Origin of the sequence: Enterococcus sp. 6D12_DIV0197 (assembly GCF_002174385.1) — a bacterium.
Lineage (GTDB): Bacteria > Bacillota > Bacilli > Lactobacillales > Enterococcaceae > Enterococcus_D > Enterococcus_D casseliflavus.
The window spans coordinates 195,804-221,392 of sequence record NZ_NIBN01000001.1 but is presented as its reverse complement, the minus strand read 5'-3'; the positions used below and the strand labels follow the sequence as shown (position 1 = coordinate 221,392).

Annotated in this window: 23 protein-coding genes and 1 other annotated feature; of the genes, 5 read left to right on the top strand and 18 right to left on the bottom strand. The window is 44.5% G+C overall.

Features of this window, described 5'->3' with window-relative positions; translation table 11 throughout:
- Positions 1–78: 78 nt before the first annotated feature.
- The gene (locus A5867_RS01035; RefSeq protein ID WP_005226468.1) at positions 79–564 is read right to left on the bottom strand and encodes a hypothetical protein; all 486 of its coding nucleotides are present in this window, start codon (positions 562–564) and stop codon (positions 79–81) included.
- Positions 565–822: 258 nt separating this feature from the next.
- Between A5867_RS01035 and A5867_RS01030 the strand changes: the two genes are divergently transcribed.
- Positions 823–2,196, top strand: a complete 1,374-nt coding sequence (locus A5867_RS01030; RefSeq protein WP_087626686.1) for an MFS transporter — start codon at positions 823–825, stop codon at positions 2,194–2,196.
- Between the two features lie 120 nt (positions 2,197–2,316).
- Here the strand turns inward: A5867_RS01030 and treP are convergent, their stop codons facing one another.
- On the bottom strand, positions 2,317–4,296 hold the full coding sequence (treP, locus tag A5867_RS01025) for a PTS system trehalose-specific EIIBC component (RefSeq protein ID WP_016608959.1): 1,980 nt from the start codon (positions 4,294–4,296) through the stop codon (positions 2,317–2,319).
- 336 nt (positions 4,297–4,632) lie between these two features.
- Here treP and A5867_RS01020 point away from each other — a divergent pair, with 336 nt between their 5' ends.
- The 3 genes from A5867_RS01020 to treR are packed head-to-tail and all read left to right on the top strand — an operon-like array spanning position 4,633 to position 8,696.
- A complete protein-coding gene (locus A5867_RS01020; RefSeq protein ID WP_087626685.1) occupies positions 4,633–7,260 on the top strand; it encodes a glycosyl hydrolase family 65 protein in 2,628 nt (875 codons plus the stop codon).
- Between the two features lie 14 nt (positions 7,261–7,274).
- The gene (gene pgmB, locus A5867_RS01015; protein ID WP_087626684.1) at positions 7,275–7,925 is read left to right on the top strand and encodes a beta-phosphoglucomutase; all 651 of its coding nucleotides are present in this window, start codon (positions 7,275–7,277) and stop codon (positions 7,923–7,925) included.
- 54 nt (positions 7,926–7,979) lie between these two features.
- Positions 7,980–8,696, top strand: a complete 717-nt coding sequence (treR, locus tag A5867_RS01010) for a trehalose operon repressor (RefSeq protein ID WP_005226457.1) — start codon at positions 7,980–7,982, stop codon at positions 8,694–8,696.
- 298 nt (positions 8,697–8,994) lie between these two features.
- Here treR and rny read toward each other — a convergent pair whose 3' ends face one another.
- The 7 genes from rny to A5867_RS00975 all read right to left on the bottom strand — a co-directional run bounded on the left by rny (position 8,995) and on the right by A5867_RS00975 (position 17,965).
- Positions 8,995–10,569 (bottom strand): ribonuclease Y, encoded by a 1,575-nt coding sequence (gene rny, locus A5867_RS01005; protein ID WP_005232891.1) that lies wholly within the window; start codon positions 10,567–10,569, stop codon positions 8,995–8,997.
- A gap of 243 nt (positions 10,570–10,812) precedes the next feature.
- On the bottom strand, positions 10,813–11,856 hold the full coding sequence (recA, locus tag A5867_RS01000) for a recombinase RecA (protein ID WP_005226448.1): 1,044 nt from the start codon (positions 11,854–11,856) through the stop codon (positions 10,813–10,815).
- A 102-nt stretch (positions 11,857–11,958) separates the two neighbouring features.
- Complete coding sequence (locus A5867_RS00995; protein ID WP_087626683.1) at positions 11,959–13,197, bottom strand: competence/damage-inducible protein A; 1,239 nt, start codon at positions 13,195–13,197, stop codon at positions 11,959–11,961.
- Positions 13,198–13,324: 127 nt separating this feature from the next.
- Positions 13,325–13,906 carry a CDP-diacylglycerol--glycerol-3-phosphate 3-phosphatidyltransferase gene (gene pgsA, locus A5867_RS00990; RefSeq protein ID WP_005226440.1) on the bottom strand — a complete coding sequence of 194 codons (582 nt, stop codon included), beginning with the start codon at positions 13,904–13,906 and terminating at the stop codon, positions 13,325–13,327.
- Between the two features lie 132 nt (positions 13,907–14,038).
- Complete coding sequence (locus tag A5867_RS00985; RefSeq protein WP_016608952.1) at positions 14,039–14,941, bottom strand: helix-turn-helix domain-containing protein; 903 nt, start codon at positions 14,939–14,941, stop codon at positions 14,039–14,041.
- Between the two features lie 464 nt (positions 14,942–15,405).
- Positions 15,406–16,704 (bottom strand): pitrilysin family protein, encoded by a 1,299-nt coding sequence (locus A5867_RS00980; protein WP_074934338.1) that lies wholly within the window; start codon positions 16,702–16,704, stop codon positions 15,406–15,408.
- Entirely contained in the window at positions 16,697–17,965 is a 1,269-nt protein-coding gene (locus A5867_RS00975) for a pitrilysin family protein (RefSeq protein WP_087626682.1), read from the bottom strand. Before A5867_RS00975 ends, A5867_RS00980 begins: the two co-directional genes overlap by 8 nt.
- Positions 17,966–18,126: 161 nt before the next feature.
- Here A5867_RS00975 and mscL point away from each other — a divergent pair, with 161 nt between their 5' ends.
- On the top strand, positions 18,127–18,573 hold the full coding sequence (mscL, locus tag A5867_RS00970) for a large conductance mechanosensitive channel protein MscL (RefSeq protein WP_005226421.1): 447 nt from the start codon (positions 18,127–18,129) through the stop codon (positions 18,571–18,573).
- A gap of 95 nt (positions 18,574–18,668) precedes the next feature.
- On the opposite strand, the gene A5867_RS00965 is transcribed toward mscL, so the two are convergent.
- From A5867_RS00965 to gltX, 9 genes are all read right to left on the bottom strand, one after another.
- Entirely contained in the window at positions 18,669–19,121 is a 453-nt protein-coding gene (locus A5867_RS00965) for a GNAT family N-acetyltransferase (RefSeq protein WP_010748489.1), read from the bottom strand.
- 61 nt (positions 19,122–19,182) lie between these two features.
- Positions 19,183–19,428, bottom strand: coding sequence for a Veg family protein (locus tag A5867_RS00960; RefSeq protein WP_005226417.1), 246 nt, complete (start codon positions 19,426–19,428; stop codon positions 19,183–19,185).
- Positions 19,429–19,515: 87 nt separating this feature from the next.
- Positions 19,516–20,079, bottom strand: coding sequence for a sigma-70 family RNA polymerase sigma factor (locus tag A5867_RS00955; protein ID WP_015508689.1), 564 nt, complete (start codon positions 20,077–20,079; stop codon positions 19,516–19,518).
- A 95-nt stretch (positions 20,080–20,174) separates the two neighbouring features.
- Positions 20,175–20,693 carry an NYN domain-containing protein gene (locus A5867_RS00950; RefSeq protein WP_010748486.1) on the bottom strand — a complete coding sequence of 173 codons (519 nt, stop codon included), beginning with the start codon at positions 20,691–20,693 and terminating at the stop codon, positions 20,175–20,177.
- A complete protein-coding gene (gene rlmB, locus A5867_RS00945; protein ID WP_005226411.1) occupies positions 20,690–21,529 on the bottom strand; it encodes a 23S rRNA (guanosine(2251)-2'-O)-methyltransferase RlmB in 840 nt (279 codons plus the stop codon). The genes A5867_RS00950 and rlmB overlap by 4 nt, the downstream gene beginning before the upstream one ends.
- Entirely contained in the window at positions 21,495–21,917 is a 423-nt protein-coding gene (locus A5867_RS00940; protein ID WP_005226405.1) for a Mini-ribonuclease 3, read from the bottom strand. The genes rlmB and A5867_RS00940 overlap by 35 nt, the downstream gene beginning before the upstream one ends.
- Positions 21,914–23,326 (bottom strand): cysteine--tRNA ligase, encoded by a 1,413-nt coding sequence (cysS, locus tag A5867_RS00935; RefSeq protein WP_016608947.1) that lies wholly within the window; start codon positions 23,324–23,326, stop codon positions 21,914–21,916. Before cysS ends, A5867_RS00940 begins: the two co-directional genes overlap by 4 nt.
- Entirely contained in the window at positions 23,319–23,855 is a 537-nt protein-coding gene (gene epsC / locus A5867_RS00930; protein ID WP_026008130.1) for a serine O-acetyltransferase EpsC, read from the bottom strand. Before epsC ends, cysS begins: the two co-directional genes overlap by 8 nt.
- Positions 23,856–23,920: 65 nt before the next feature.
- Positions 23,921–24,119 (bottom strand) — a binding site (T-box leader).
- Positions 24,116–25,573 (bottom strand): glutamate--tRNA ligase, encoded by a 1,458-nt coding sequence (gene gltX, locus A5867_RS00925; protein WP_016608945.1) that lies wholly within the window; start codon positions 25,571–25,573, stop codon positions 24,116–24,118. (Overlaps the previous feature by 4 nt.)
- Between the last annotated feature and the right edge of the window lie 16 nt (positions 25,574–25,589).

Genomic DNA, 25,589 nt, shown 5'->3' with positions numbered 1-25,589 from the left:
AGTCCTGGTATCGCCAAGCTAGCTGTTTTAGCTAACCTTGGCAGAACCTGTCTGCAGTACGTTTTTTCTAATGATTGATTATTCCCCTAGTACTGGCTGTTCTTGCACAGTGCCAATAGGAAACAAGGCGCGAAACACCCGGCGAACGATTGGACCTGCAATGAACAATTGCAACGGCAATGCGACGATCACATTTTTCCCAATGTTGCTTAGCCAATTGACGAACACCGAGTGATCAGGGTTTGGGTGCATCAACGCACCAAAGAGTGACATACAGATCACCATGCCGGCGATCATCAATGAAGAAATCAACCCGATTTTTTTCCAAGTAGCTGATTGATGGTCCAAAAATCGAAACGCCAAACCTTTTGCCGGACCAGAAACAATGAACCAATCCAAAATAAAGGCGACACAAAGGGCTAATGGCAATTCATTCCACGCCAATTGGAATGCCAATGCCGAAACACCGACTTGAAACATGAGGTTATAAACACTCATAAAATACACCATGAAAATACACATAAGTGTCGTATAGATCAAACTTTCTTTTTTATTGATAGGCATGTAACAACTTCCTTTCTCTTTTTCGTACTCGACTATTCTAGCAGAAGAAAATTTTTCGTGTAAGTAAAAGTTTGAAAACTTTCAAAAAAGTTTTTTGCTATTTTTTTATCCACTTCTCTTGACACTTTCTTATGAAGTCAGTAGAATAGCGATAGATTAAATCGTACAGATAACAAGCGGGTTCGCTTGTCGAGAGAGAGGCGGTTTCTATGAGAATAGAAACGGTCTCTTTTTTTGCGAATTTTTAGAGGTGAGAATATGGAAAACAACAAAAAACTCGTGGGGGCGATCCTCGCAACCGGATTGATGTCATTTGCAGGTGTGCTGATTGAAACAGCCATGAATGTAACGTTTCCGACATTGATCGATCAATTTACGCTTTCAACATCCGATGTTCAATGGGTGACGACCATCTACTTGCTGGTCATCTCCATCATTGTCCCAATATCGACCTACCTTTTGAAGCGCTTCTCATTGAGAACCTTGTTTCTAGCTGCCAACGCCTTTTTCCTTGTTGGCTTGGTGATCGACTTTTTATCGCCGACGTTTGCCATTTTGCTGATTGGCCGCTTTTTCCAAGGTGCCAGCACAGGGATCGCACTGCCTTTGATGTTCCACATCATTTTGACATACTCCCCCTTTGAAAAACGGGGAGCGGCAATCGGCTTAGGGAATTTGACCACTTCCATCGCTCCAGCGATCGGACCGACATATGGGGGCTTATTGACCGCCCATTGGTCTTGGAATGCGATCTTTCTTTTCTTGATCCCAGTCTTGCTGATCTCCCTAGTACTCGGCCTTTACTCGATCCCTAAAACGGCTGGGGCAAAAGACACTTCCCTGGATTTACTGAGTGTATTAGGAATCGTCTTGATGTTCAGCGGCTTCTTATTGTTCTTGAATCAAGTAGGCACCTTAGCGAGTCTACTGCCGCTGCTTTTCGGTTTCATTGGTGCTGGCTTGTTTTATCAACGCTCAAAAGGCCCGAACCCTTTGATTCGTTTGGCTGTTTTGAAAAACCGTAGCTTCAGTTTGTTTCTGTTTGGCTTTCTTGTTTGTCAGTTCCTTTTACTGGGCATTTCCTTTGTCTTGCCGAACTTTGTCCAACTCGTCTTGGGAAAAGATGCCTTTACTGCAGGATTAGTTATGCTTCCTGGGGCGGCGATCGGGGCGATCCTTGCGCCGATCTCTGGTCGGTTGCTGGATAAAGTTGGACCGAAAAAACCGATCCTGTCTGGTTTGACGTTGATTGCCATCGGTTGGCTTGCCTTAGCCCTCGTTTTGCATTCGCCTTTCATTTGGAGCCTAGTTGCTGGACATGTCTTTTACATGATCGGGATCGGCTTAGCCTACAGCAATATGATGACCACCGGCTTAAACAAGCTGACTCCTGCATTGTACGCGGACGGTAATGCGATCTTTAATACGCTACAGCAATTTTCTGGTGCAGTGGCGACGGCTGTGGTGGCGACCATTATCAATTTGGCACAAAATGCGGCGACCGATTACACCCAAGGGACGGTCATCGGCTCTCAAATCGCCTTATTCTTTTTGTGGGCCTTAGTCTTACTGACTTTCCTATTAACGATCAACTACTTCCGCAAAAGCACCGACAAAAAAGCCGTCAGCTAACTGCGGCTTTACCCATTGAAAACCAAGAAAAAGCCGCTCTCCCTTGAGGGCGGCCATAAAAAAATCCGCTTCCGATCCCCCTTCTTAGTCAAAGGGTGCTCTCGGAAACGGATTATTTTTTTAGTTTAATTCAGCTGAACCAACCGCTGTTTTGGCTGTCACTGTGCCTGTGGTCGTCAATGAAAGCTGACGCACTTTTTCGGCATTCGTGATGACTGTTAAAACATCTGTCTGTTTGCCAGCTGCGGTCACTGCATCTAGATCCATCACTGCAATCTTCGTTTCTGGTGTGACCGTGTCACCTTCAGAAACAAGGACCTCAAATGGCGCACCTTTTAATTCCACAGTATCTAAGCCCATATGAACAAGAACTTCCGCGCCACCAGGCGTTAAAATCCCAATTGCATGCTTTGTTTCAAAAATGCTAGAGATCGTACCTGCAACAGGAGCATAAATCGTTCCATTCGTTGGCTGAACAGCAAAGCCGTCACCCATCATTTTTTGAGAAAAGACAGGATCAGAAACTTCAGTGATGGCAACTACTTTCCCATCAGCTGGGGCATAAAGGGTTTCTTCTGAAACTTGTGCCGCTTCTGGGGCTGCAGTTGTCGGTGCAGCCGTCGTTGGTGCAACAGCCGCTGCTGCAGCTGTATCAGCAGCCAATTGCGGTTCTAATTTATTTAAGAAGGTAACTTTTCTAAAGATGATGGTGCAAACAAACGTGATGGCAATCGTCACCGCCATTGAGATGAAGACCATTGGATAGTTTTCAATTTTAAATGATAAGAAGCCAGGCAGTCCCCCTACACCAATACCTAATGCACGGGTATTCGTTGCAGTGATCAGCATACCACCAAAGGCAGAACCTACCATTGCTGCGACAAATGGGTAAACATATTTCAAATTGATCCCGAACATCGCTGGTTCAGTAACCCCCATGTAAGCAGAAATCGTTGCTGGAACAGAGACTTGTTCTTCTTTTTTATTGCCACGGTGAAGGAACCAAATCGCCAATACTGCCGTACCTTGCGCAATATTTGACAGCATGATCATTGGCCAAAGGTTGGTTGTCCCAAAATCCGCTACTAATTGAGAGTCGATCGCTAGCGTTGTATGATGCAATCCGGTAATAACCAAAGGCGCATACAAGCCACCGAAAATGAAACCAAATAACCAGTTTAATGGTGAGGTCAAGCCAGCATTTACGACCCAAGAAATGCCTGATCCGATTTGCCAACCGATTGGACCTAACACCATGTGGGCTGCTAAAATAGTTGGCAGCAATGAGAACAATGGAACGAAGATCATTGAAACCGCTTCTGGAATCCATTTCCGGAAGAATCTTTCAAGATAAACCAATAAGAAACCTGCCAGCATTGCTGGGATCACTTGTGCTTGATACCCAATTTTATCAATAGTGAAGAACCCGAAGTCCCACGTATAATTTTGAGCAATTTCTGCAGCAGAAGTTGAACTTACTGAATAAGCATTTAATAATTGCGGTGAAACCAATGTAATCCCTAAAACAATCCCTAATATTTGCGTGGTTCCCATCTTACGTGTAATACTCCAAGTAATCCCTACTGGTAGAAAGTGAAAGATCGCTTCACAGGGCAGCCATAAAAAGCCGTTGACACCGTTCCAAAAAGTAGAAGCTTGTGTAATGGTTTGTCCACCTAGAGCTTCTAGCGGTACACCTTCTAAGAAATTTCTCAGCCCTAGCATCAAACCACCGACAATAATCGCTGGTAATAACGGGGTAAAGATCTCAGCTAACGTAGCGATCGCTCGTTGCACGATATTTTGATTGTTTTTTGCAATCGCTTTACTTTGTTCTTTAGAAACACCTTCTATTCCTGATACATCGGTAAAATCATTGTAAAACGTTGAGACATCATTGCCGATAATGACTTGGAATTGTCCCGCATTTGTAAACATTCCTTTGACACTTGGAATTTCTTCAATTGCCTTTTCGTTTGCTTTTGACTGATCGTTCAAAACAAAACGCATCCGTGTCGCGCAATGTGTTACTGCGGCGATATTTTCTTTGCCGCCAACATATTCCAGCAGCTTCTCAGCATCATCACGATACTTTCCCATAATTAATAAACCCCTTTCATCTCCACTTGTATATATATGTTTTGATTACGCACTAATCATAACTTGATAATTTTGATATTGCAAGCGTTTCAAACCAATTTTTTTTACTTTTTCTATAAACAATACAAGCAAATAGCAAAGGCACCATATAAAAACCTTGATAAATAAACGTTTTTTAAAATGTTTCATTAATATAAAATAATATTGCCAACAACTTTATTTACTGTTTATTTGACAAAAAAGAATAAAAAAACAGGCTAGATAAATTGAAATAGCTTACAATTTACGTTATAATCATTTTGCATGTATAGACAAGTTTAAAGGAGGACAACTACTGTGAATACGATTATATTATCTAAGGAACAATGGCTGTTAACGGATCAAACTGGTACGACCTATCCGTTTTCTGGGACTGACAGTGAACGCGTTGCCGCACTGACCGCGCAGCTGCAGCAAATGGAAGGTGGCGGGATCGTCTCTGAATCGCTGGTGTTTACGAATGAAGAAGGGACTTTTTCACTGGACCAATGGTTGACAGAAAAATTAAATCGTCCCTTTGTTTGCACTACGAAAGAACAGTATGAAGAAAAAAGTACTGAAATTCCTTGGCGCCTCGAATACTATGGCTACACCCCTGGTAAAGATGAATACTCGGTGGAGTCACTTTTAACCGTCGGTAACGGCTATTTAGGGCTGCGAGGCACAACGCCTGAGATGACCATTTGTGAAGCGAACTATCCAGGACTGTATTTAGCAAGTCTTTACAATACGGTGGAATCGGATGTTTCTGGTCATACCATCAGCAATGAAGACTTCGTCAATGCACCGAATCTGCAAAAAATGTACGTAAAGATCGATGATGAAGTGATCGATATCGCCAACAATCAGCTCCTTTCCTTTAAACGGACATTGGATTTGAAGACCGGCTTGTTCCAATCAGTGGCAGAAATTGAAACCAAAAAACAAAAGCGTCTGCGAATCGAAACGAAGAAGATCGCCAATATGCAAGATGTTCACCAATACAGTTTGGTCTATCAGTTTACTCCGCTGAACTTTTCTGGCGCCCTTACCTTCGTCAGTGAAGCCGACGGATCGGTCTATAACTATAACGTCGCTCGTTACCGTAGTTTAACTAACCAGCATTTGACCGTGAAAGAGGCAGCAGCTGAACAAAACAAAGCGCATTTAGTGGTCACCACTAACCAATCACAGATTACCGTTGTCCAATCCTCTGAACTGTTTTCACAGGACCTACCATTGGCTGAGCTGCAAGCTGAAACAAATGACCAGCTCATCCGTCAGCAAGTAACCCTTGAGGTGACGGAAGGACAAACTTATCGGGTCGAAAAATCAGTCACTGTTGCCGCTTATCGCCAAGAAGAGCCGCAACCGGCATTTACGTTTTCTTCCTTAGCATTACCTGATTTTGCGACGATGTATACCGCCTCAAAACAAGCCTGGGCTGAATTATGGGCGAAAGCGGCCATCGAAGTCACTGGTGACTTGATGTCGCAAAAAATGCTGAATCTGCATACGTATCATCTGCTGGTCTCCGCAGCACCGAATGCTTATCAGGAGTCCTTAGATGCCAGTATCACTGCCCGTGGCCTACATGGTGAAGCCTATCGCGGTCATATTTTCTGGGATGAACTGTTTATCTTACCGTTTTACATTCTACATTTTCCTGACACCGCCAAAGAAATTCTGCTGTATCGCTACCGCCGCTTAGCTGCTGCCAAAAAAGATGCCCAAAAAGCTGGCTACCAAGGCGCCATGTTCCCATGGCAATCAGGATTGGATGGCAGTGAGCAATCCCAAGAACTGCATTTGAACCCTATCAGCGGCGAATGGAAAGAAGATCACAGTCGCTTGCAACGCCATGTCTCCTTAGCGATCGCTTATAACATTTGGCAATACTGGCACAACACGCAAGATCGAGTCTTCATGGAACAATATGGGTTAGAATTGATGTTAGAAGTCGCTCATTTCTGGCAAAGTGCTGCCACCTGGGATGATGCTGCTCAACGTTACTTTATCGATAAAGTCATGGGACCAGATGAATTTCATGAAAGCTACCCAAATAGTGAACAAGGCGGCTTGAAAAACAACGCCTATACCAATATGATGGTAGTATGGTTGTTTGAAGAGATCGAGAACCTTCAACAACAACTTTCAGCAGAGAGCTTCCAAGCGGTATTAGAGAAAACGGCTTTAACCCCTGCAGATATTGCTGCTATGGCAGATATTCGTACCAAGCTGGGCTTAGAGATCGATCCAGAAGGCATCATTGCACAATTTGAAGGGTACTTCCAGCTGGAAGATCTGGATTGGGCTCACTACAAAGAGAAATATGGCAACATCTATCGGATGGACCGCATCTTGAACGCTGAAGGCAAGAGTGCTGACAGCTACAAAGTCGCGAAACAAGCGGATAGTTTGATGATTTTCTACAATTTCTCAAAAGAGCAAGTCAATCAGATTTTGGCAGATCTTTCTTACCAGCTGCCAACAGACTATATTGAAAAAAATCTCCATTATTACTTGGCTCGTACCTCCCACGGCTCGACTTTGTCACGCATCGTTCATGCCCAGTTGGCGGCAATGGTAGATGATCAGGAGTTGGCTTGGTCATTATACCAAGAAGCCCTCTCTTCTGATTACCGTGATATCCAAGGCGGGACTACAGCAGAAGGCATTCACGCCGGTGTCATGGCTGCTACGTTGTTTATTCCATTAACCACTTTTGCTGGGATCGATATTCGAGAAGAGCAGCTGCAGATCACGCCAAACTTGCCGAAAGCTTGGGACAGCTTAGCCTTTCAGCTAGAAGTTCGCGGCACCCGCTTTGCAATGAATGTTACACATGAAACATTGACGATTACCGCTGATCAGCCAGTCACGATCTTAGTGAATGGGCAACAAGTTTCTCTAGAAGCAAAGAAAGAAGCAACGATTACTTATTAAAAGGAGTGTTACACATGAAAAAAGGATTTGTTTTTGATTTAGACGGCGTTATCACGGATACGGCCAAATACCACTACATTGCATGGAAAGAATTAGCTTCTGAGATCGGGATCGAGATCGATTTGAAGTTCAACGAGCAGTTAAAAGGCATCAGCCGCATGGATTCTTTGGAGCGAATCTTAACCCTAGGCAACAAAAATGACGCCTACACAGAAGTCGAAAAAGAAGCGTTAGCGACGAAGAAAAATACCCACTATGTACAATTATTACAAAACTTGACTCCTGATGATCTATTGCCAGGGGTGAAGACATTCCTTGATGAAGCCAAAGCAAAAAACATTCCTTGTGCGATCGCTTCGGCATCCAAAAATGCACCGTTTATTTTGGACAAACTTGGGGTCATGCAAGACTTTGATACGATCGTTGACCCAGCAACCTTGAAAAAAGGCAAACCAGATCCAGAAATCTTTATCCAAGCAGCGCTGGCACTAGGCATTGAACCGGCAGAAGCAGTTGGCTTTGAAGATGCTCAAGCAGGGATCGACGGCATCAAAGCTGCTGGTATGTATGCGGTAGGCGTTTATTCAGGAGAAGAATTACACGGTGCAGATGTGATCGTTGAAAAATTGACGGACCTAAACATTGACGAACTTTTGGCGAAATAGTCGATTGCATTTCCAAATTGGCCTCGCTATAATAGCCAAAGAGGGGGCAATCCGATGAACAAGTTCAAAGAAATATTTTTAGATTTAGAACAAAAAATTCTAGCAAACGAATACCCTCCGCATTCTTTGCTGCCTAGCGAAAACCAATTGATCAAAACTTATGGTGTCTCCCGCGAGACTGTCCGTAAGGCATTGAATTTATTGCGGGATGCTGGTTATATCCAAAAGAAACAAGGGAAAGGTTCGATCGTTTTAGACTTGAATCGCTTTGATTTCCCGATTTCTGGCTTGACGAGTTTTCGAGAGCTGCAAGATACCCAACGCATTCCTAGTGAAACAAAGGTTGTCGAGATCCGCAAGATCGCCGTTTCGCCAAAGCTGCACGAGACCACTGGTTGGCCTGTTGCTTCTGAGGCATGGAAACTGATCCGTCAGCGGAGAATTGATGGAGAAGTGGTGATTTTGGATAAAGATTACCTTGATGCTTCTATCATCGAAGAGTTGCCAGAAAACCGAGCGAAAGTATCGATTTTTGATTACTTTGAAAATGATCTTGGCCTTGAGATCGCTTATGCACAAAAAGAAATCACTGTTGACCCCGTCAACAAAGAATTGCGGGATCTAATGGATCTGCGTCCTGAAGATCAGCATGTCGTTACGGTTCGCAGCCTCGTGTATCTAGAAGACACGCGCTGTTTTGAATACACCGAATCGATCCACCGACTGGATAAATTCCGCTTTGTGGACTTTGCCCGCCGACGCAAGATTTGATGGACGTATAGACGTGAAACACATGAAACAGACCTGGACTTCCCCGAGAAGTCTGGGTCTGTTTTGTTTTTCAATAGCCCCCGACTCGATAATACTGGATCGATCCTCCCATTTTTCGCCTCTGTCGCTATCGAGCCATCCTTTTGCTTGTTCGTTGTTCTGTTGCCGACGAATAAAAAAGGCACGATCATTTATGGGACTGATGAAATAGAGTCGATTTTGCACAACTCAGCCGTCCTTATTGACAATCAGCTACACAAAAAAGCAGTATCCTCTCAGAGGATACTGCTTTTGCTTGCTATTTGGCGTAATCCGTTGCGCGGGTCTCGCGAATAACGGTTACTTTGATATGACCTGGGTAATCCAAATCGTCTTCGATCTTCTTGCGGATGTCGCGAACCAATCGTACAGCATCCAAATCAGAAATCTCTTCTGGTTTGACCATTACACGGACTTCACGTCCGGCTTGGACTGCAAAACTGGAATCGACCCCTTTGAAGCCGTTGGCGATATTTTCTAGGTTTTGCAAGCGGCGAATATAATTTTCCAATGATTCGCTGCGGGCACCTGGACGGGCTGCTGACAAGGCATCTGCGGCTGCAACTAAAACAGAGATAACCGATGTTGCTTCAACATCTCCATGGTGAGAAGCGATCGCATTGATCACCACACCATTTTCTTTGTATTTGGCAGCTAACTCAGCCCCGATCTCAACGTGAGAGCCTTCAATTTCATGGTCAAGGGCTTTCCCGATATCATGCAAGAGTCCAGCACGTTTGGCTAACTGGATATCTTCGCCTAATTCTGCGGCAAGAACACCGGTTAGTTTTGCGACTTCGATCGAGTGGTTCAAGACGTTTTGTCCGTAGCTGGTACGGAAACGCAAACGACCTAAAATCTTGATCAAGTCTGGATGAAGGGTGTGGGCGCCGACTTCAAAGGCTGCTTGTTCCCCATATTCACGAATATGCTCATCCATTTCTTTCCGAGATTTTTCGACCATTTCTTCAATTCGAGCTGGATGGATCCGGCCGTCTTGAATCAGTTTTTCAAGGGTCATACGAGCAATTTCACGGCGAATCGGATCAAATCCTGATAAGACGACTGCTTCTGGCGTGTCATCAATGATCAAATCGATCCCTGTCAATGTTTCAAGGGTGCGAATGTTCCGACCTTCTCTTCCGATGATTCGACCTTTCATCTCATCGTTTGGTAATGATACGACCGATACCGTGGTTTCAGACACTTGGTCTGCGGCACAACGTTGGATTGCTAAGGACAAGAGATTTTTTGCTTTTCGATCTGCTTCTTCCTTCGCACGCTGTTCAGATTCTTTGACCATGATCGTTAATTCATGGTTCAATTCCTCTTCCGTTGATTTCATGATCAACTCTTTTGCTTCATCTCTAGACAGCGCAGCAATGCGCTCTAATTCTTTCTGTTGTCCATCGATTAAGTTTTCTACTTCTTTTTCTCGCTCGTCAATTAATTGTTGTTTCTCACTAAGTCTGCCTTCTTTATCTTCAAGTGAGCGTTCTCGTTTTTCCAAAGAATCGTCCTTACGATCAAGAACTTGTTCTCTTTGGAGTAAACGATTTTCTTGTGATTTTAAATCAAGTTTGCTTTCTTTCAACTCACTTTCAATCTCTGACCGATACTTCTGATTTTCTTCCTTAGCTTCTAACAATGCTTCTTTTTTAAGAGTTTCTGCTTCTTTCTTAGCGCTTTCGATAATTCCAGCTGCAGAATTTTGGGCGCCGTTGATTTCTTTCTCATGACGAGATTTCGTCACATAAACTCCTAATCCAAGACCGACAATTAAACCGATGATAGCGAGGAGAATGTAAAGTAGTTCCAATGAATCCACCTCCATACTATCTTTTTAAATATTTTGTAATTTTGATTAACAAAGGATAACAAAATTATCAATTCGCTACTTCTTATGTGGAAATCCACATACGTTTATTCTAATGTTTGAACACAAGAGTGTCAACTTTAAATAATAAAGTAAACTTTCGCAACCCTTCCTTTTTACGGATGTTTTTTCAACAATGGACGAATCTAGCAAAAAGCCACAAAAAAGCCAAACAACGAAGTTGTTTGGCTTTTTCAAGACTTAGTCGTCTAATGGTAATTCTTCTTGCGCTTCCTCAAGGGTTACGGTCTCTCCTGTTCCAATCCCGTAAGCATCGCGGACGCGAGCAGAAACTTCTAACATCATTTCTTGGTGTTCACGCATGTAGTTTTTGGCGTTTTCACGACCTTGACCGATACGATCCCCTTTATAGGCATACCACGCACCGCTTTTATCGACGATGTCTTGTTCCACAGCCATATCCAGCAATTCGCCTTCTTGGGAAATCCCTTGACCATACATCATGTCGACTTCTGCTACTTTAAATGGTGGCGCTACTTTGTTTTTGACTACTTTGATCTTCGTGCGGTTCCCGATGATATCTGTACCGGATTTCAATTGCTCAGCACGACGTACTTCCAAACGGATGGTTGAATAGAATTTCAACGCACGGCCACCAGGCGTCGTTTCTGGATTCCCGAACATGATCCCAACTTTTTCCCGAATTTGGTTGATAAAGATCGCGATCGTTTTCGTTTTGTTGATGGAACCAGAAAGTTTCCGTAATGCTTGTGACATCAAACGTGCTTGCAAACCAACGTGGGTATCACCCATTTCACCGTCGATCTCCGCCCGTGGGACTAAAGCTGCTACCGAGTCAATGACCACGATATCAACCGCACCACTTGAAACTAAGGCGTCAGCGATCTCTAATCCTTGTTCCCCTGTATCTGGTTGTGATAACAAAAGATCATCGATATTTACACCTAATTTTTGCGCATATTGAGGATCTAACGCATGTTCGGCATCGATAAATGCTGCTGTTCCGCCATTTTTTTGGACTTCCGCAATGGCATGTAAAGCAACTGTCGTTTTACCAGAACTTTCTGGGCCGTAAACTTCTACGATCCGTCCTCGTGGGTAACCACCTACACCTAATGCAACATCCAAGGCCAATGAACCACTTGGGATCGTTGAAATTTGTTGATCAACTTTTTCGCCAAGCTTCATGATGGCACCTTTACCATAGTTCTTTTCAATCTTCTTTAGTGCAGCATCTAAGGCTGCTTTACGATCATCTGCCAAACGGATAATCCTCCTTATATTCATCACTTTCGTGTGTCGTTCATAAGATAATAATAGTCCTTCTGACGGGAAATTGCAAGAAAAAACGAACAAACATTCGCATTAATTTAATAATTCCTTACGTATTTGATTTAAGCCCGCCATGACGGCACTATGCCGAATATAGGCGCGGTCGCGGTTGAAGTGATACAGCTGGCTCGAGACGCCTTTGTCAGAAGCTAAGGCGATCCAAACGGTGCCTTTAGGCTGACCTTCTAACTCGTCTGGACCAGCAACACCAGTAAACGCCACCGCATAATCAGTCTCGGCTTGTTTGCGGGCATAGACGGCCATTGCTTCTGCACATTCCTGACTAACAGTCCCATAGCTTTCCAAAAGCCCTGGATCGATGCCTAAGAGCTTGCTTTTTGTTGCAGCAGAATATGTCACGAACCCACCGGGAAACACCTCAGAGACGCCAGGAATCCCTCCTAGGGTCGCTTGGAACAAACCAGCGGTCAAACTTTCCGCTGCGGTGACGGTTTTCTTTTTCTCGATCAGTAGCCCGACGACTGTTTCTGCCAGCGAATTTTGTTCCCCATACCCATAGAAATACGCACCGACCCGTGCTTGGACGGTTTCTTCTAACGCATCCAATTGTTTGATCCCTTGCGCCTCGTCTGCAGTTTTGACCGTCAGACGCAGCGTGACCTCATTGGGTTTGGCATAAGGAGCGATGGTGGGATTGACTTGATTCTCGATCAAATCGGCCAATTCTGTGACCAATGCCGATTCCCCGATCCCGTAATAGCGCAAAACGCGAGACAGCAAGACCTCTTCTTGGGGAAACTGCTCTAACAGAAGTGGTTTTGCGTGGGTAAGAAACATCGCCTGTAGTTCACTTGGTGGTCCTGGCAGCAGCAAATAACTGGTAGCGGCTGTCTGATAAAAGATCCCGATCGCTAGTCCATTGGGATTTGGCAAAGACACACCGTCCTTAAAAACGAGGGTCTGCCGCAAATTGTTTTCCGTCATCCTCCGTTGACTGTTTTCAAAGAAGGCTTTCAATTGGTGATAACCTGGTTCATCTCTGACTAACTCTTGTCCCACATGACGGGCAGTGACTTGTTTCGTCAAGTCATCGTCGGTGGGCCCTAAGCCGCCGCACAATACGATCAAGTCGCTGCGTTTGTCGGCGATCGTCAGCAATTCTTCTAAGCGATTGGGGTTGTCCCCGACAACACTATGATAAAAAACATCGATCCCAAGACTTGCCAGTTCTTCTGACAAGAAGGTCGCGTTTGTATTCACCACCTGTCCTAAAAGTAATTCGGTCCCGACTGCAATAATTTCTGCTTTCATTCGTTTACTCCTTCATTTATCAGATACGTAAAAGTCTTTCATATTGACAAAAAAAGTCCAGAAAACTTCTGAACTTTCGTGACTTGTATCCTTGTTTTTATCGCTTCTTTATCTAGATCTAGAAATTTTACATAGAATCTTTAAAAACATTCGTATTTTTTATGAAATAATCGACCCCGGAATAGATCGTGAAGATCAAACATAGATACAACATGATTTGATCGATAGGCAAACCGATCATTGAAAAGGGAATGTTGTTCAAGAACAAGAAAATGATCGCAACCATTTGTGTCGCGGTTTTGATTTTCCCTGGCCACGCAGCAGCCATGACTTCCCCGCTTTGTTCCACTAACAACAAGCGTAAACCTGTCACTGCCAACTCGCGGCAAACGATGATCGAAACTACCCAGCCTGGGGCTTTGTCTAATTCAACCAGCATGATAAAAGCCGTCATGACGAGCATTTTATCTGCTAACGGGTCAGCAAACTTCCCGAAGTTGGTAACAAGGCCTCTGGAACGAGCGATCTTGCCATCTAGCCAGTCTGTAATGCTGGCTGCCGCAAAAAGGATCGCTGCAATAAGGTGCGTGTTTTCTAATTGTGTCGTACCAACGGTCAGCGTGCCAAGATCGATCGGCAAAACCAAGACCAAAATAAAGATGGGGATCATAATGATCCGTAATACAGTTAATTGATTGGGTAAATTCACGAAATAGACTCCTCTCTGCCGACTATTGTACGAAATAACGGCAAATTATGCCACTACTTCTGCTTTTCAATGGTCGGATGCAACAGATAACTTTTTAGCTAATGATACCTCAATAAGGCGCATTTGTCAGATTTATGCCGCATCGTCTTGGTATTCAATCACCAGGCGGACTGTCTTTTGTAACAATTCAAATTGCGGGTCAGAAAAGTCCACTTCCTGACCATTGGCAGTGATGGAGATATTTTGGCTTGCGCCCAGGGTCAAGGTCGCATTCGTGGCGCCTTCTGGCAGCGTCATCGATTGCGTTTCTCCCGCTTGAACAGTGTATTGGTACACATAAGCGTTGTCGACTTGTACACCGACCCAACAAGAAGCATCTAGCCCAGTAAATGCCAATTCAATAGGATTTTCCGCATCTTTCATCGTGATCGTGATCGACGATTGCGTCGAATCACTGGCAGTCATCGTCATTTTCGCTTCGCTGGATTCCGTCGTACTTGAGGACTCAGTCGCTTCACTCGAAGTACTGGTTTCTTCCGTACTTGACGTGGTGGAAGCGGTAGACGCTGAATTTTCTACCACAAGAGAAGAGCTTCCTTGGATCATCGGCGTTGTATTCCTGTCTTGCCAAGCCATGTAGCCCACGATACTCACGATCGTAATGGCCACCAGACCTAATAGAATCATCGGCAAATAGCGGACGACAAATGAGCCGCTTTTTTCTTCTACGTGCTGTGCTTTTCGTGAGCCGCTGACGGTTTCAGGCTGCGGTCTTTTTGGTAAGGGGGCGTCTAACGTATCTTTGCCATCAAAAACGGCTACCAATTTGTCGCCGTCTTCTCCAACCGCTGCTGCATATTGGCGAATAAACGCACGGACATAAAAAGTGCCTGGCAATTGATCAAAACGCTCTGCTTCAATTGCTTCTAAATAGCGTTTTTGGATCTTTGTCATTTGTTGTAATTCAATCAATGAAATGTTTTTATCTAAACGGGCTTGCCGTAATTTTGCTCCAATCGTTGTTTCGTTGGCCACTCGATCATCTACTCCAGTCTTTTATTCATCTTTAAAAAAAGCCCTAAAATCGCTTCGCTGCTTGTCGTAAGGTCAGCAAAGCTGCTCTATCATTTTAAAACAGGGGTTCCCTGTATACGTCAATAAAAAAAACTCCGTCACGCAGATTGCCATCTGGGCGCGCCGTCTACTAAATATAACATTTTTTCCGTGAATTTTTGTAAAAAAACAAAAAAAGATTTTGCTTCAATAATTAAAGAATACCATAAAAGAAAAAGTCTGAGGATAGCCTAACCACAACTCGCAAACAAATTTTAATACTTTTCGCCAAATTGGCATCAAATTGCAAGAAAAAACCACCCTTTGACGCAAAAAGAAAACACTGAATGACTCAGGAGTTGGCCAGCCCTTGTTCTGTTGGGCGTTCCTCCTTGAATCAGTCAGTGTCGCTTAGATGACAGCTGTTTGACAAAACCAGCCTTCGCTTAGGCTTTTTCCGTTGGATACATGTAAAAACGACTAAACGCTTTGGGATCGATAAAGGAACGAGCCGCTTGCTGGACATCTTCCAAAGTGATCGATTGGATCACCTCTGGCAGATCAAAGAGCGTCGTTTCACCGAATAAACTTTGGGTAAACTGGTTTGCGATAAACTCCAGTGAGTTCAGTGATTGGAAATATTTCCCTAGCATTTTCTTCTTCAATAACGTCAAGTTTTCTTCATTGATCTCTGGATCTTGCTGGAAATTCATTACGATCGCTTCGATCTCTGCCAACATTTTTTCTGGCTCTTCAGAATCCCCCGAGAAGTCGGCAAAGTAAAAGCCGCGATCCAAGTTCACTTCAAACCCAAATGTGTCGTCGATGATGCCTTGATCATACAAACGCAAATAATTGGCGGAAGTATTGCCTAACACCAATTGGCAGAAAAGATTCAACGCATTTTTGAAGCGCAAGAGCTCTCTTCCTGATTTCGGCAGTTTGTTCAAGTCTCCTTTGATCCCTAATACACCTTTGGCACGTGTCACTGGCATGGTAAGACTTGATTCTGCTTGAATATCGGCAAAGGTTTCTTCAGGAAACTGGCGAATGATCGCCTGCGTTTCTGGAAAGGTCTTGGCCGCTTGATTGGTCCGAATCCACGCCATCGTTTCTTCAGGATCGATATTGCCTACCACAAAAAGCGTCATGTTGCTTGGGTGATAGAAGGTATTGTAGCAAAGATACAAGTCTTCTGCGGTGATCTGCGCAATGCTTTCCACCGTACCAGCGATATCGATATGCAAGGGGTGCTTCGGATACAGATTTTTGATGATGCCAAAAAACTGCTGCCAGTTTGGATCGTCATCATACATTTGGATTTCTTGACCAATGATCCCTTTTTCTTTTTCGACGGTTTCTTCTGTGAAATACGGGGCTTGAACGAAATCGATCAACGTTTCAAGGTTCAACTTGATTTGATCGGTTGCCGAAAAAAGGTAGCTGGTTTTCGTGAAACTGGTAAAGGCATTGGCAGAAGCCCCCTGCTGACCAAAGGTTTGAAAGACATCGCCGTCTTCTTTTTCAAACAGTTTGTGCTCTAGAAAATGGGCAATGCCATCAGGGACTTGATGCAATGCTTCGGGTGAAAACCCGAAATGATTGTCGACAGAGCCATAGTTCGTACTGAAAAGTCCGTAAGTTTTATGGAAATCGGCTTTTGGCAGCAAATAAACTTTCAAGCCGTTTGGCAATACTTCTTCATAAAGGGTCTCATTGATTTGCTGATAGACTTTTTTATTCATGGGTCGTCTCCTTATCCAGGAAGAATACAGCTTGCAAGGACACGTTTTGAGCCAATGCTTGGACATCTGCCACGGTCACTTGTGCCAATTTCTGCATAAATTCATCTTCCGTCATTTTCGTATTCGGTACCCACTGATTCAGATAGGCTGTTTCGATCAGTGCTTGTGGGTTATCCAATGAAAGCAAGTACTGGTTTTTCAACATCGCTTTTGTTTGTGCCAGTTCTTCCGCGGTGACTTCGCCACGCTGCAAGCTTTGCAGCTGCTGTTCGATCAAGTTGAAGACCTTGTCGCGGTTTTTGCCATCGATCCCCGTTTGGACCGACAAATACCCACGAAACGTATCGATACTGCTAGAAGCATAATACGCCAAACTTTCTTTCTCTCGGACATTCATAAACAGTTTTGAATGAGGGAATCCGCCAAACAACCCGTTGAAGACCATAAAGGCGATCCGCTCGGCTTGGTCATAATACACGCCAGTATGATAGCCTAAGTTCAATTTGGCTTGGATGATTGGTTCTCGCAAGATTTTCTCGCGAATGATGTTTTCCGCCGCTTGCTGATAAAAGACCGGCATTGCTTGGTCTGGCCGATCGGTAAAGGCCATGTTTTGGAAGAGCGCCGCAACTTCTGCTTCAACCACATCGCCGATCACGAAAATATCGATTTGATCATTGTCCATCATTGAGCGATAGGTTTGGTAAAGCTCTTTTGCGGTCACAGCTTCTAAGTCTTGGGGACGGCCAAAGCTCGGATACTTCTGATTCTGATCGTTTTCGAAATACAACTCTTGCAGCCCTAAAGAAGCCAATGCTTGCTTATCTTCTGCCACGCTGTTCATATAGGCGATCAAGTTGTGTTTTTCGATGGTGAAGCTCTTTTCTTCAAATTGTTCCTCGTGGGCATTCGGATGGAACAAAACTTCTGCTAAAAAAGCGGCTGCTTGCGGCAATACTGCTTCATCTGACACGTACTTCCCGTTGACAAAGGACATCGCTGCATTGATTTGATGCAGATTGCCCCGTTTGTTAACATTCATACCAAAGCTGGCACCGTAAAGCTCTGCCAGCTGACTGCTAAATGCGGTCTGTGTCGGATAAGCCAAACTAGTCGTTTCTAATAAACTGGTCAATAAGGTCCGTTTGGCGGTCATTTCAGCCTGCAATGGTGCAGTAAACCGAACGAAAAAACGGATCGTTTTATACTTTTTGGTCGGTAGCACCGTTAACCGAACACCTTTTTTTAATTCAATAGACATGTGACACCCCTTCTAGAAGCAAAATTATCTCTTCAATTATAGCATAGCTGACAAACTTTCTCCTCGGCTCGCTGATCAAACCTGCTGCAGCGAGCGTTTTTTTTTATAAATCCCGCGTTTTTCGCTATACTGTCAGTAAGATTTAGAAGGGAGGATACAGGATGATTAAAGAATTTAAAGAATTTATTTTACGAGGAAACGTCATTGACTTGGCGATCGGGGTCGTGATCGGGAGTGCCTTCACCGCAATCGTCACTAGTTTAGTTGAAGGATTGCTGACACCATTGGTTTCATGGATCTTATCACTCTTTGGTAATGCAGATGCCTTTTCTGGCTTGGTCTTTGAACCAGCCAAAAATGTGGTCTTTGATTTCGGCCGCGTAATTACTGCCATTATTACGTTCTTGATTACCGCATTTGTCTTGTTCTTGATTGTCAAAGCAGTCAACAAACTACGCAATCTGAAACAACAACCTGAGGAAGAAGAAGTACCAGAAGTCACTGCAGAGGATTATTTAGAAGAGATTCGTGACCTTCTAAAAGCGCAAACGCCTCCTGCCAACACTGTTGATCCACGTCCAACATCATTGGATGATACGATCCGATAAAAAAACGGCTCTTAGTCAATAAGGTCGAAAGAAGCGATTCGGATTCATCCGATCCATCAATCATAGCGCTAAAAGAAGCAAGCACGCGAACCTCGCTAGAGAGTCGCTGTGCTTGCTTCTTTTTTCATCCCGACATGCAGGATCCCGTCTTCATAAAAAGGCGGTGTAATGGTTTTAAAGCCATACTGGCCGTAGAATTTTTCTAAGTGGGCTTGTGCTTCGATCTCAATAGGCAAAGCTGGATAACACTGCTCAATGCGATGCAAAACTTCTTTGATCAGACGATGGCCTTCTTTTTGCCCCCGGTATGCTGGTGCCACAATGACCCGACCAAAATGCACCGTTTGTTCCTGCTGGAAAATACGGGCGTACGAAACGATCTGCCCTTCCTCATCAAGGGCCCATAAATGTTTAGCTTGTGCATCGATCGCATCGATCTCTTGATACGCACACGCTTGTTCCACCACAAAAACCGCTGTACGCAAACGGGCAAGCTGATAAAACTCCACCCCAGTCATTTCCCCTAACTCTTTTAGAAAAAACGCCATCCCATCACTCCTTATCTTATTGAACCAAAAAAGAGTCAACAAAGTGTCAACTCTTCTTGTTTCAAACAGCTTCTGATAAAAATTCAATCTCAACAGTTCTAGTTAAAATATCTGAATAACTATAAGAAACCCGCTCGAATGAATTCTCATTTGGATCCAAATCTACAACAAAAACTGAAGGATAAGTTTCTGTCAAAACGCCGCGACGTTCAGTTTGACGCTTACGTCCAGTCTGAGCAACTAGCATAATCTCACTACCGATACGGCCTTCTAAATCTTTCTTGATCGTAGCTAAAGTTGTTGGCATCGCATTCACCTCGAGCATCATCATACCACGAAAAGCAGAAAATTTCAAGTTTACCATAAAATAATTCTACTTTCAATAAGATTTTTGTTAAACACCCTTGATAAGCGCTATCAACTTTGTCCGACCGCGACTGAAAGCGCTTTTTATTTTTTCATAAGGCAGCTTTTCTTGAGCGGCAATCTGATCAAGTTCTAATCCTTTTAAATAATTCATTATAACCATTCGTTCTAAAGACGATAAACTTTTCGGATACTCTGCCAACGATTCATTAACGAACAAGTAGGTCTCTGCAGTTTCCGCACAGCGATTATGATCGGTCAAAAACCGATTGCCTTCTTGTAAAAGCTTTTCTTCCAGCGAGCAGGCATCGACCTGGGCTTTGCGTTTTTGGGCATGCTGCGCCCGCAACAGGCTGCAGATACGGTTCTCAAAGGAACGCTTAAACAAGATACCGATCGTCGTTCCTTTGTCCTTATCGTAAGTCTTTAGACACTTATTAAAAACGATCCTGCCTTCTTGCAGCCAATCGTCTAAGTCATAATCCCGCAGATAATACTTTTTATGCAAAATCTCAACGATCGGTCGATATTTTCTGAACAACTCTTCAAATCTATCTGAACGGTGCGATACTTGTCTTTCCTTTGTGCGCATCGAGATCACTCCTTTTGTTTTTGCTTCATTTGCTACAAAAGGAGCGTATCATAAATGGCTTGGACATCTTCTAATTTACCAGACCAACTTTGTCCCTAACTAAGGTCTTGCAATTTCTTTTCAAGTTCGGCTAATTGTTCAGGTGACCAAGGGGAATTGCGTCGGAAATTTTCAAACCGCAAGTCGGTTTGATGCTCGTGGATGTCTTTTTCTGTTTTTTCCACGCTTTTGTACAATTCCCGTGCCGAAGTTCGCAAAGCACCTTGAGAGAAGATCACCCACTGTTCGGCTAAATCGCTGGTAGCGACGGTGACTTGGGTCAATCGATTGTTTAATTCACCAGCGATTCGTTCGATGTAGCTGTCGGCGGTCTCTCCTTCTTCGGTAAAAATAACTTCCAGCTGATATTTGGTGTAACTTTGGGTCACACCAGGCACCAGTTGGGCATCAAAAACAACGATGATTTTCAACCCTTCATATTTTGCATAATTCGACAGCCGATTCAGTAAGGCTTCTCGGGCATCTTCTAAACGGTCCTGATTTTTCAAAAGAACCAGCTCCGGCCAAGCGCCAATCATATTGTAGCCATCCACGATCAGCAAAGGGGTTTTCATTGGGACGCCCCATTTCGGCTAGTAAAGGCCTGATACATCAACAAACCTGCCGCCACACTGGCATTCAAGCTCTGCACGTGCCCAGTCATTGGGATCGTCAGCATTTGATCCACTTCTTTTTTCAAACCTTCCCCCATTCCGCGACCTTCGTTGCCGATGATCAAACCGACCGCCCCTTGGGCATTCCATGTGCGGTAATCACTGCCACTCATATCCGTACCGAAGATCCAAAAACCAGCTTTTTTCAGTTGCTGGACTGCTTGGGTCAAGTTGGTCACGCGGGCCACAGGGATATGTTCCACTGCGCCGGTCGACGTTTTCACCACGATTGGCGTGATCCCCACCGCACGGTGTTTTGGAATGATGATCCCGTCTACGCCGCTGGCATCAGCGGTTCGCATGATGGAGCCGAAATTATGGGGATCTTCTAGATTATCTAAAATCAGATACAGCGGCTGTTCTTTCGTTTGGGCCAACAATTCATCCAAGGTCAAATACTGATAAGGGGTGATCGCCAAGATCATGCCTTGATGGACCCCTTGGTCACTCATCGTATCCAGCTTTTGTTTTGGCACCCATTTGACTGGAACTGCCTGTTCCCGCGCCATTTCTTTCAAACGATCGATTTTTTCTCCCCGTGCTTCTTCGGAAAGAAACAGCTTGTTGCCTCGCCCTTCTTTCAAGGCTTCAGCAACCGCATGATAGCCGAAGACAAAATTATCTTCGATGGCTTCTCCAGCGGCTTCTTTGCGGCGATCCGGTTTATTTTCTTGTCTGGCTTCTGATCGGCCAGCTGTTTTTTTATTTGGACGCTTTCTTTGCGGTTTTTCTCGCATCTTCTTCTCCTACTTTCTTTATACACCAGTCTATTAGCTCGTCTAAGCGTTCTTGTTGCTGCGTGAGGTGCAAATACCCGATCAGCGATTCAAAGCCAGTAGCGATACGATACGTCGTGACATCGGCATTTTTGGCGCCCGTATGGCTTTTACTATTGCGGCCGCGGCGGTAAAAATCATGTTCTTCTTCGGTCAGGATCTCTTCATCCAACATCTTTTGGATCAATGCCGCTTGGGCTTTGGCCGACACATAGTGGGTCGCCATATGGTGCAGTTGGTTCGGGCGGGTTTGGCCTTGGGCGACTAAATAATCGCGAATATAGACTTCATAGACCGCATCCCCCACATAGGCCAATGCCAAACCATTCAATTGTTTATAATCTCTCATGCTTCTCGTCTCCATCGGGTTCCTTGCGGGGTATCTTCTAAGATGATCCCTTGTTCTTTCAACTCATCACGGATTTGGTCGCTGCGGGCAAAATCTTTGGCTTTGCGGGCGGCGATCCGTTCATTGATTAGCTGTTCGATTTCTTCATCCAGCAATTCTTCGGATACAAAATAAATCCCGAAAATCGTCAGCCATTCGCTGAATTTGGCTAATCCAGCGGCTAATAAAGCCAAATCTGTTTCTGGGTCTTCGCTAGCTAAGTTCAGCCACTTCGCCAATTCATAGACCACAGTGATCCCGTTAGCCGCATTGAAATCGTCGTCCATTTCTTTGACGAAACGTTCTTCAAATTCTTCCAGAACCGCTGCATGGATTTCCTCATCGCTGGCTTGATAATGACTGCTATTCAAGCGGAATTTGGCATTTTCATAAGTCGTCCGCAATTTTTGCAGGTTGGTTTGTGCTTCATGCAAGGTAGTCTCACTGTATTTGATTGGTCGGCGGTACTGGGTCGTTGCCAAAAAGAAACGCAGCACCTGCGGATCAACTTTTTTGACCATCTCATGCACTGTGACGAAGTTGCCCAGTGACTTACTCATTTTTTCTTCGTCTTCACCGATCGTCACATAGCCGTTATGCATCCAATAGTTGGCAAAGGTCTTGCCAGTTTTCGCCTCGCTTTGGGCGATCTCATTTTCATGATGCGGGAAGGTCAAGTCTTGTCCGCCTCCATGAATATCGATGGTCTCGCCTAGGTGTTTGGTAGCCATCACCGAGCATTCGATATGCCAGCCAGGACGACCGGCTCCCCAAGGAGATTCCCAAGCGATCTCATCGCCTTTTGCCGCTTTCCACAAAGCAAAATCCAACGGATCTTCCTTGATTTTTTGTTCTTCACCGGTCCGCTGGCTTGCGCCGACTTCCAGCTCATCGATGGATTGGTCGCTTAATTGCCCATAGTGAGCAAATTTACGGGTACGGTAATAAACATCGCCATTGACTGGATAGGCATAGCCTTTTTCTACAAGAGCAGCAATAAAGGCAATGATGTCTTCGATATGATCCATCACACGAGGATTCATCGTAGCAGGTTTGACGTTCAGCGCTGCGGTATCTTCATTGAAGGCGTTGATAAAACGCTCTGCCACTTCTGGGGCCGTCGTGCCTAATTCTTTTGCCGCACGAATGATTTTATCATCGACATCGGTAAAATTCATCAAATAGTCCACTGTATAGCCGCGGTATTCAAAATAACGGCGCACGGTATCAAACGACACAGTACTGCGGCCATTCCCGATATGGATGTAGTTATAGACGGTGGGTCCGCAAACATACATTTTTACTTTTTTTTCTTCTAATGGCTGAAACACTTCTTTTTCTCGTGTCAGCGTATTATAGATTTTAATCATCGTGGGTAACCTTCTTTCCTTTGATTCGAACGATCTTTGCTGGGATTCCGACAGCAGTTGCTTCTGCGGGGATATCCTTCAAAACCACTGCATTGGCGCCGATCTTTGCACGCTCACCGATCGTGACAGGGCCTAAGATCTGCGCATGGGCTGAGAGAAACGCACCGGTTTTGACCGTGGGATGACGCTTGCCCCGCTCTTTACCGGTTCCCCCTAAGGTGACCCCGTGAAACAAGACGACATCATCTTCAATGATCGCCGTTTCCCCGATCACGACGCCCATCCCATGATCGATAAAGACCCCTTGGCCGATCTGCGCACCAGGATGAATCTCGATCCCAGTCAAGAAACGCCAAAACTGGGCCGTCAGTTTTGCCAAAAAATACCAGCGATGCTGAAACAAAAAATGCGACCAACGATGCCAAAACAAGGCATGAAATCCTGGGTATGTGATGATGATCTCCAACGTTGATCGTACCGATGGATCATGTTTTTTTGTTGCCGCAATTGCTTTTTTGAACCAAGTCATCTTCTCACCTACTTTATCCAAACTTCTTGATACGAAAAAAGCGTCTTTCAAATAAGTTTCCTTATTCAAAAGACGCTTTTTTGCGTGGTCCCACTTTTGTTCGCAGTTCGGCACTGCCTTCAAGCGGGTAACGTCCGCTGCTTCGTCTTTGACTTGCGCCAAAGCCACTCCTAGGTGCATTTCCTAGCCTTTTTTGACCACTCTCACCTTCCGTGGTCTCTCTGAAAAAAATCGGCTAGTACTTCGTCTATTCGCTGTGTTTATAACACGTTATTCAAATGATCAAGGGCTTTTTCTTTCCCTAATAATTCAACGGTATCTGGTAGTTCTGGTCCGTGGGTTTGGCCTGAGACCGCCACGCGGATCGGCATGAATAAATTCTTGCCTTTGATGCCTGTTTCTTTTTGGATCTCTTTGATGGCTGCTTTGACTGCCGCAGCCTCAACGACTGGCATCGCCTGTAATTTTTCTTTAAAGGCTGTCAAAACCGTCGGTACAGTTTCTCCTGCTAAGACTTCTTTGGCTGCATCATCTAATTCAGGGTGTTCTTCGAAGAACAATTCCGAAAGGTCGACGATTTGTGCCGCAAAACTCATTTGCGGTTGATACAGGGAAACGATTTTTTTCAACCAGGCAGCTTTTTCTTCGGTCAATGTTTCTTCGATGCGACCGGCTTTTACCAAGTAAGGGACGCACATTGCCGTCAATTCATCCAGATCCATTTGTTTCATGTATTGGTTATTGACCCATTCCAACTTCTTGGCATCGAAGGCAGCTGGTGATTTGCTCAACCGTTCAGGATCAAAGATTTTGATCAATTCTTCTTGAGAGAAGATTTCTTCTTCCCCTACTGGTGACCAGCCTAAAAGTGCAATGAAGTTGAACATAGCGTCTGGTAGATAACCCAACTCACGGTATTGCTCGATGAATTGGAGAATCGATTCGTCCCGTTTGCTTAATTTTTTCCCGGTTTCGCTATTGATGATCAACGTCATATGCCCGAATTCTGGTGCTTGCCAGCCAAATGCTTCATAGATCATCAACTGTTTTGGTGTGTTGGCGATGTGGTCATCTCCACGCAGCACATGGGTGATTTTCATATGATGGTCATCGACTGCTACTGCAAAGTTGTAAGTCGGCATACCGTCACGTTTTTGGATGACAAAATCGCCACCGACATTATCTGATTCAAAAACGATCTCGCCTTTGACCATGTCGTGGAATTTGTATTCAGTATTGCGAGAGACACGGAAACGAATCACTGGTTTCAAGCCTTGTGCTTCTTTTTCGGCTTGCTCTTCTGGTGTTAAGTTGGCACATTTCCCTGCATAATGGGGCATTTCGCCACGAGCTCTTTGGCCTTCACGTTCGGCTTCCAGTTCTTCTTCCGTACAATAACACTTATACGCACGATTGCTTGCAAGCAATTGATCGATCAGTGGTTGGTAGATATCGCCGCGTTCTGATTGACGATACGGACCGTATTCTCCTGGATTTTCAGGTGATTCGTCCCAATCCATTCCTAACCATTGCAAGTTTTCAAGCTGGCTTTTTTCACCATCTTCAATGTTTCTTTTTTGATCGGTGTCTTCGATTCGGATAATAAATTCACCGTCATTGTGACGAGCAAACAAATAATTGAATAAAGCCGTCCGAGCATTCCCGATGTGTAAATGTCCTGTTGGACTTGGCGCGTAACGTACACGTACTTTTGTCATTGTTTTCCTCTTCCTT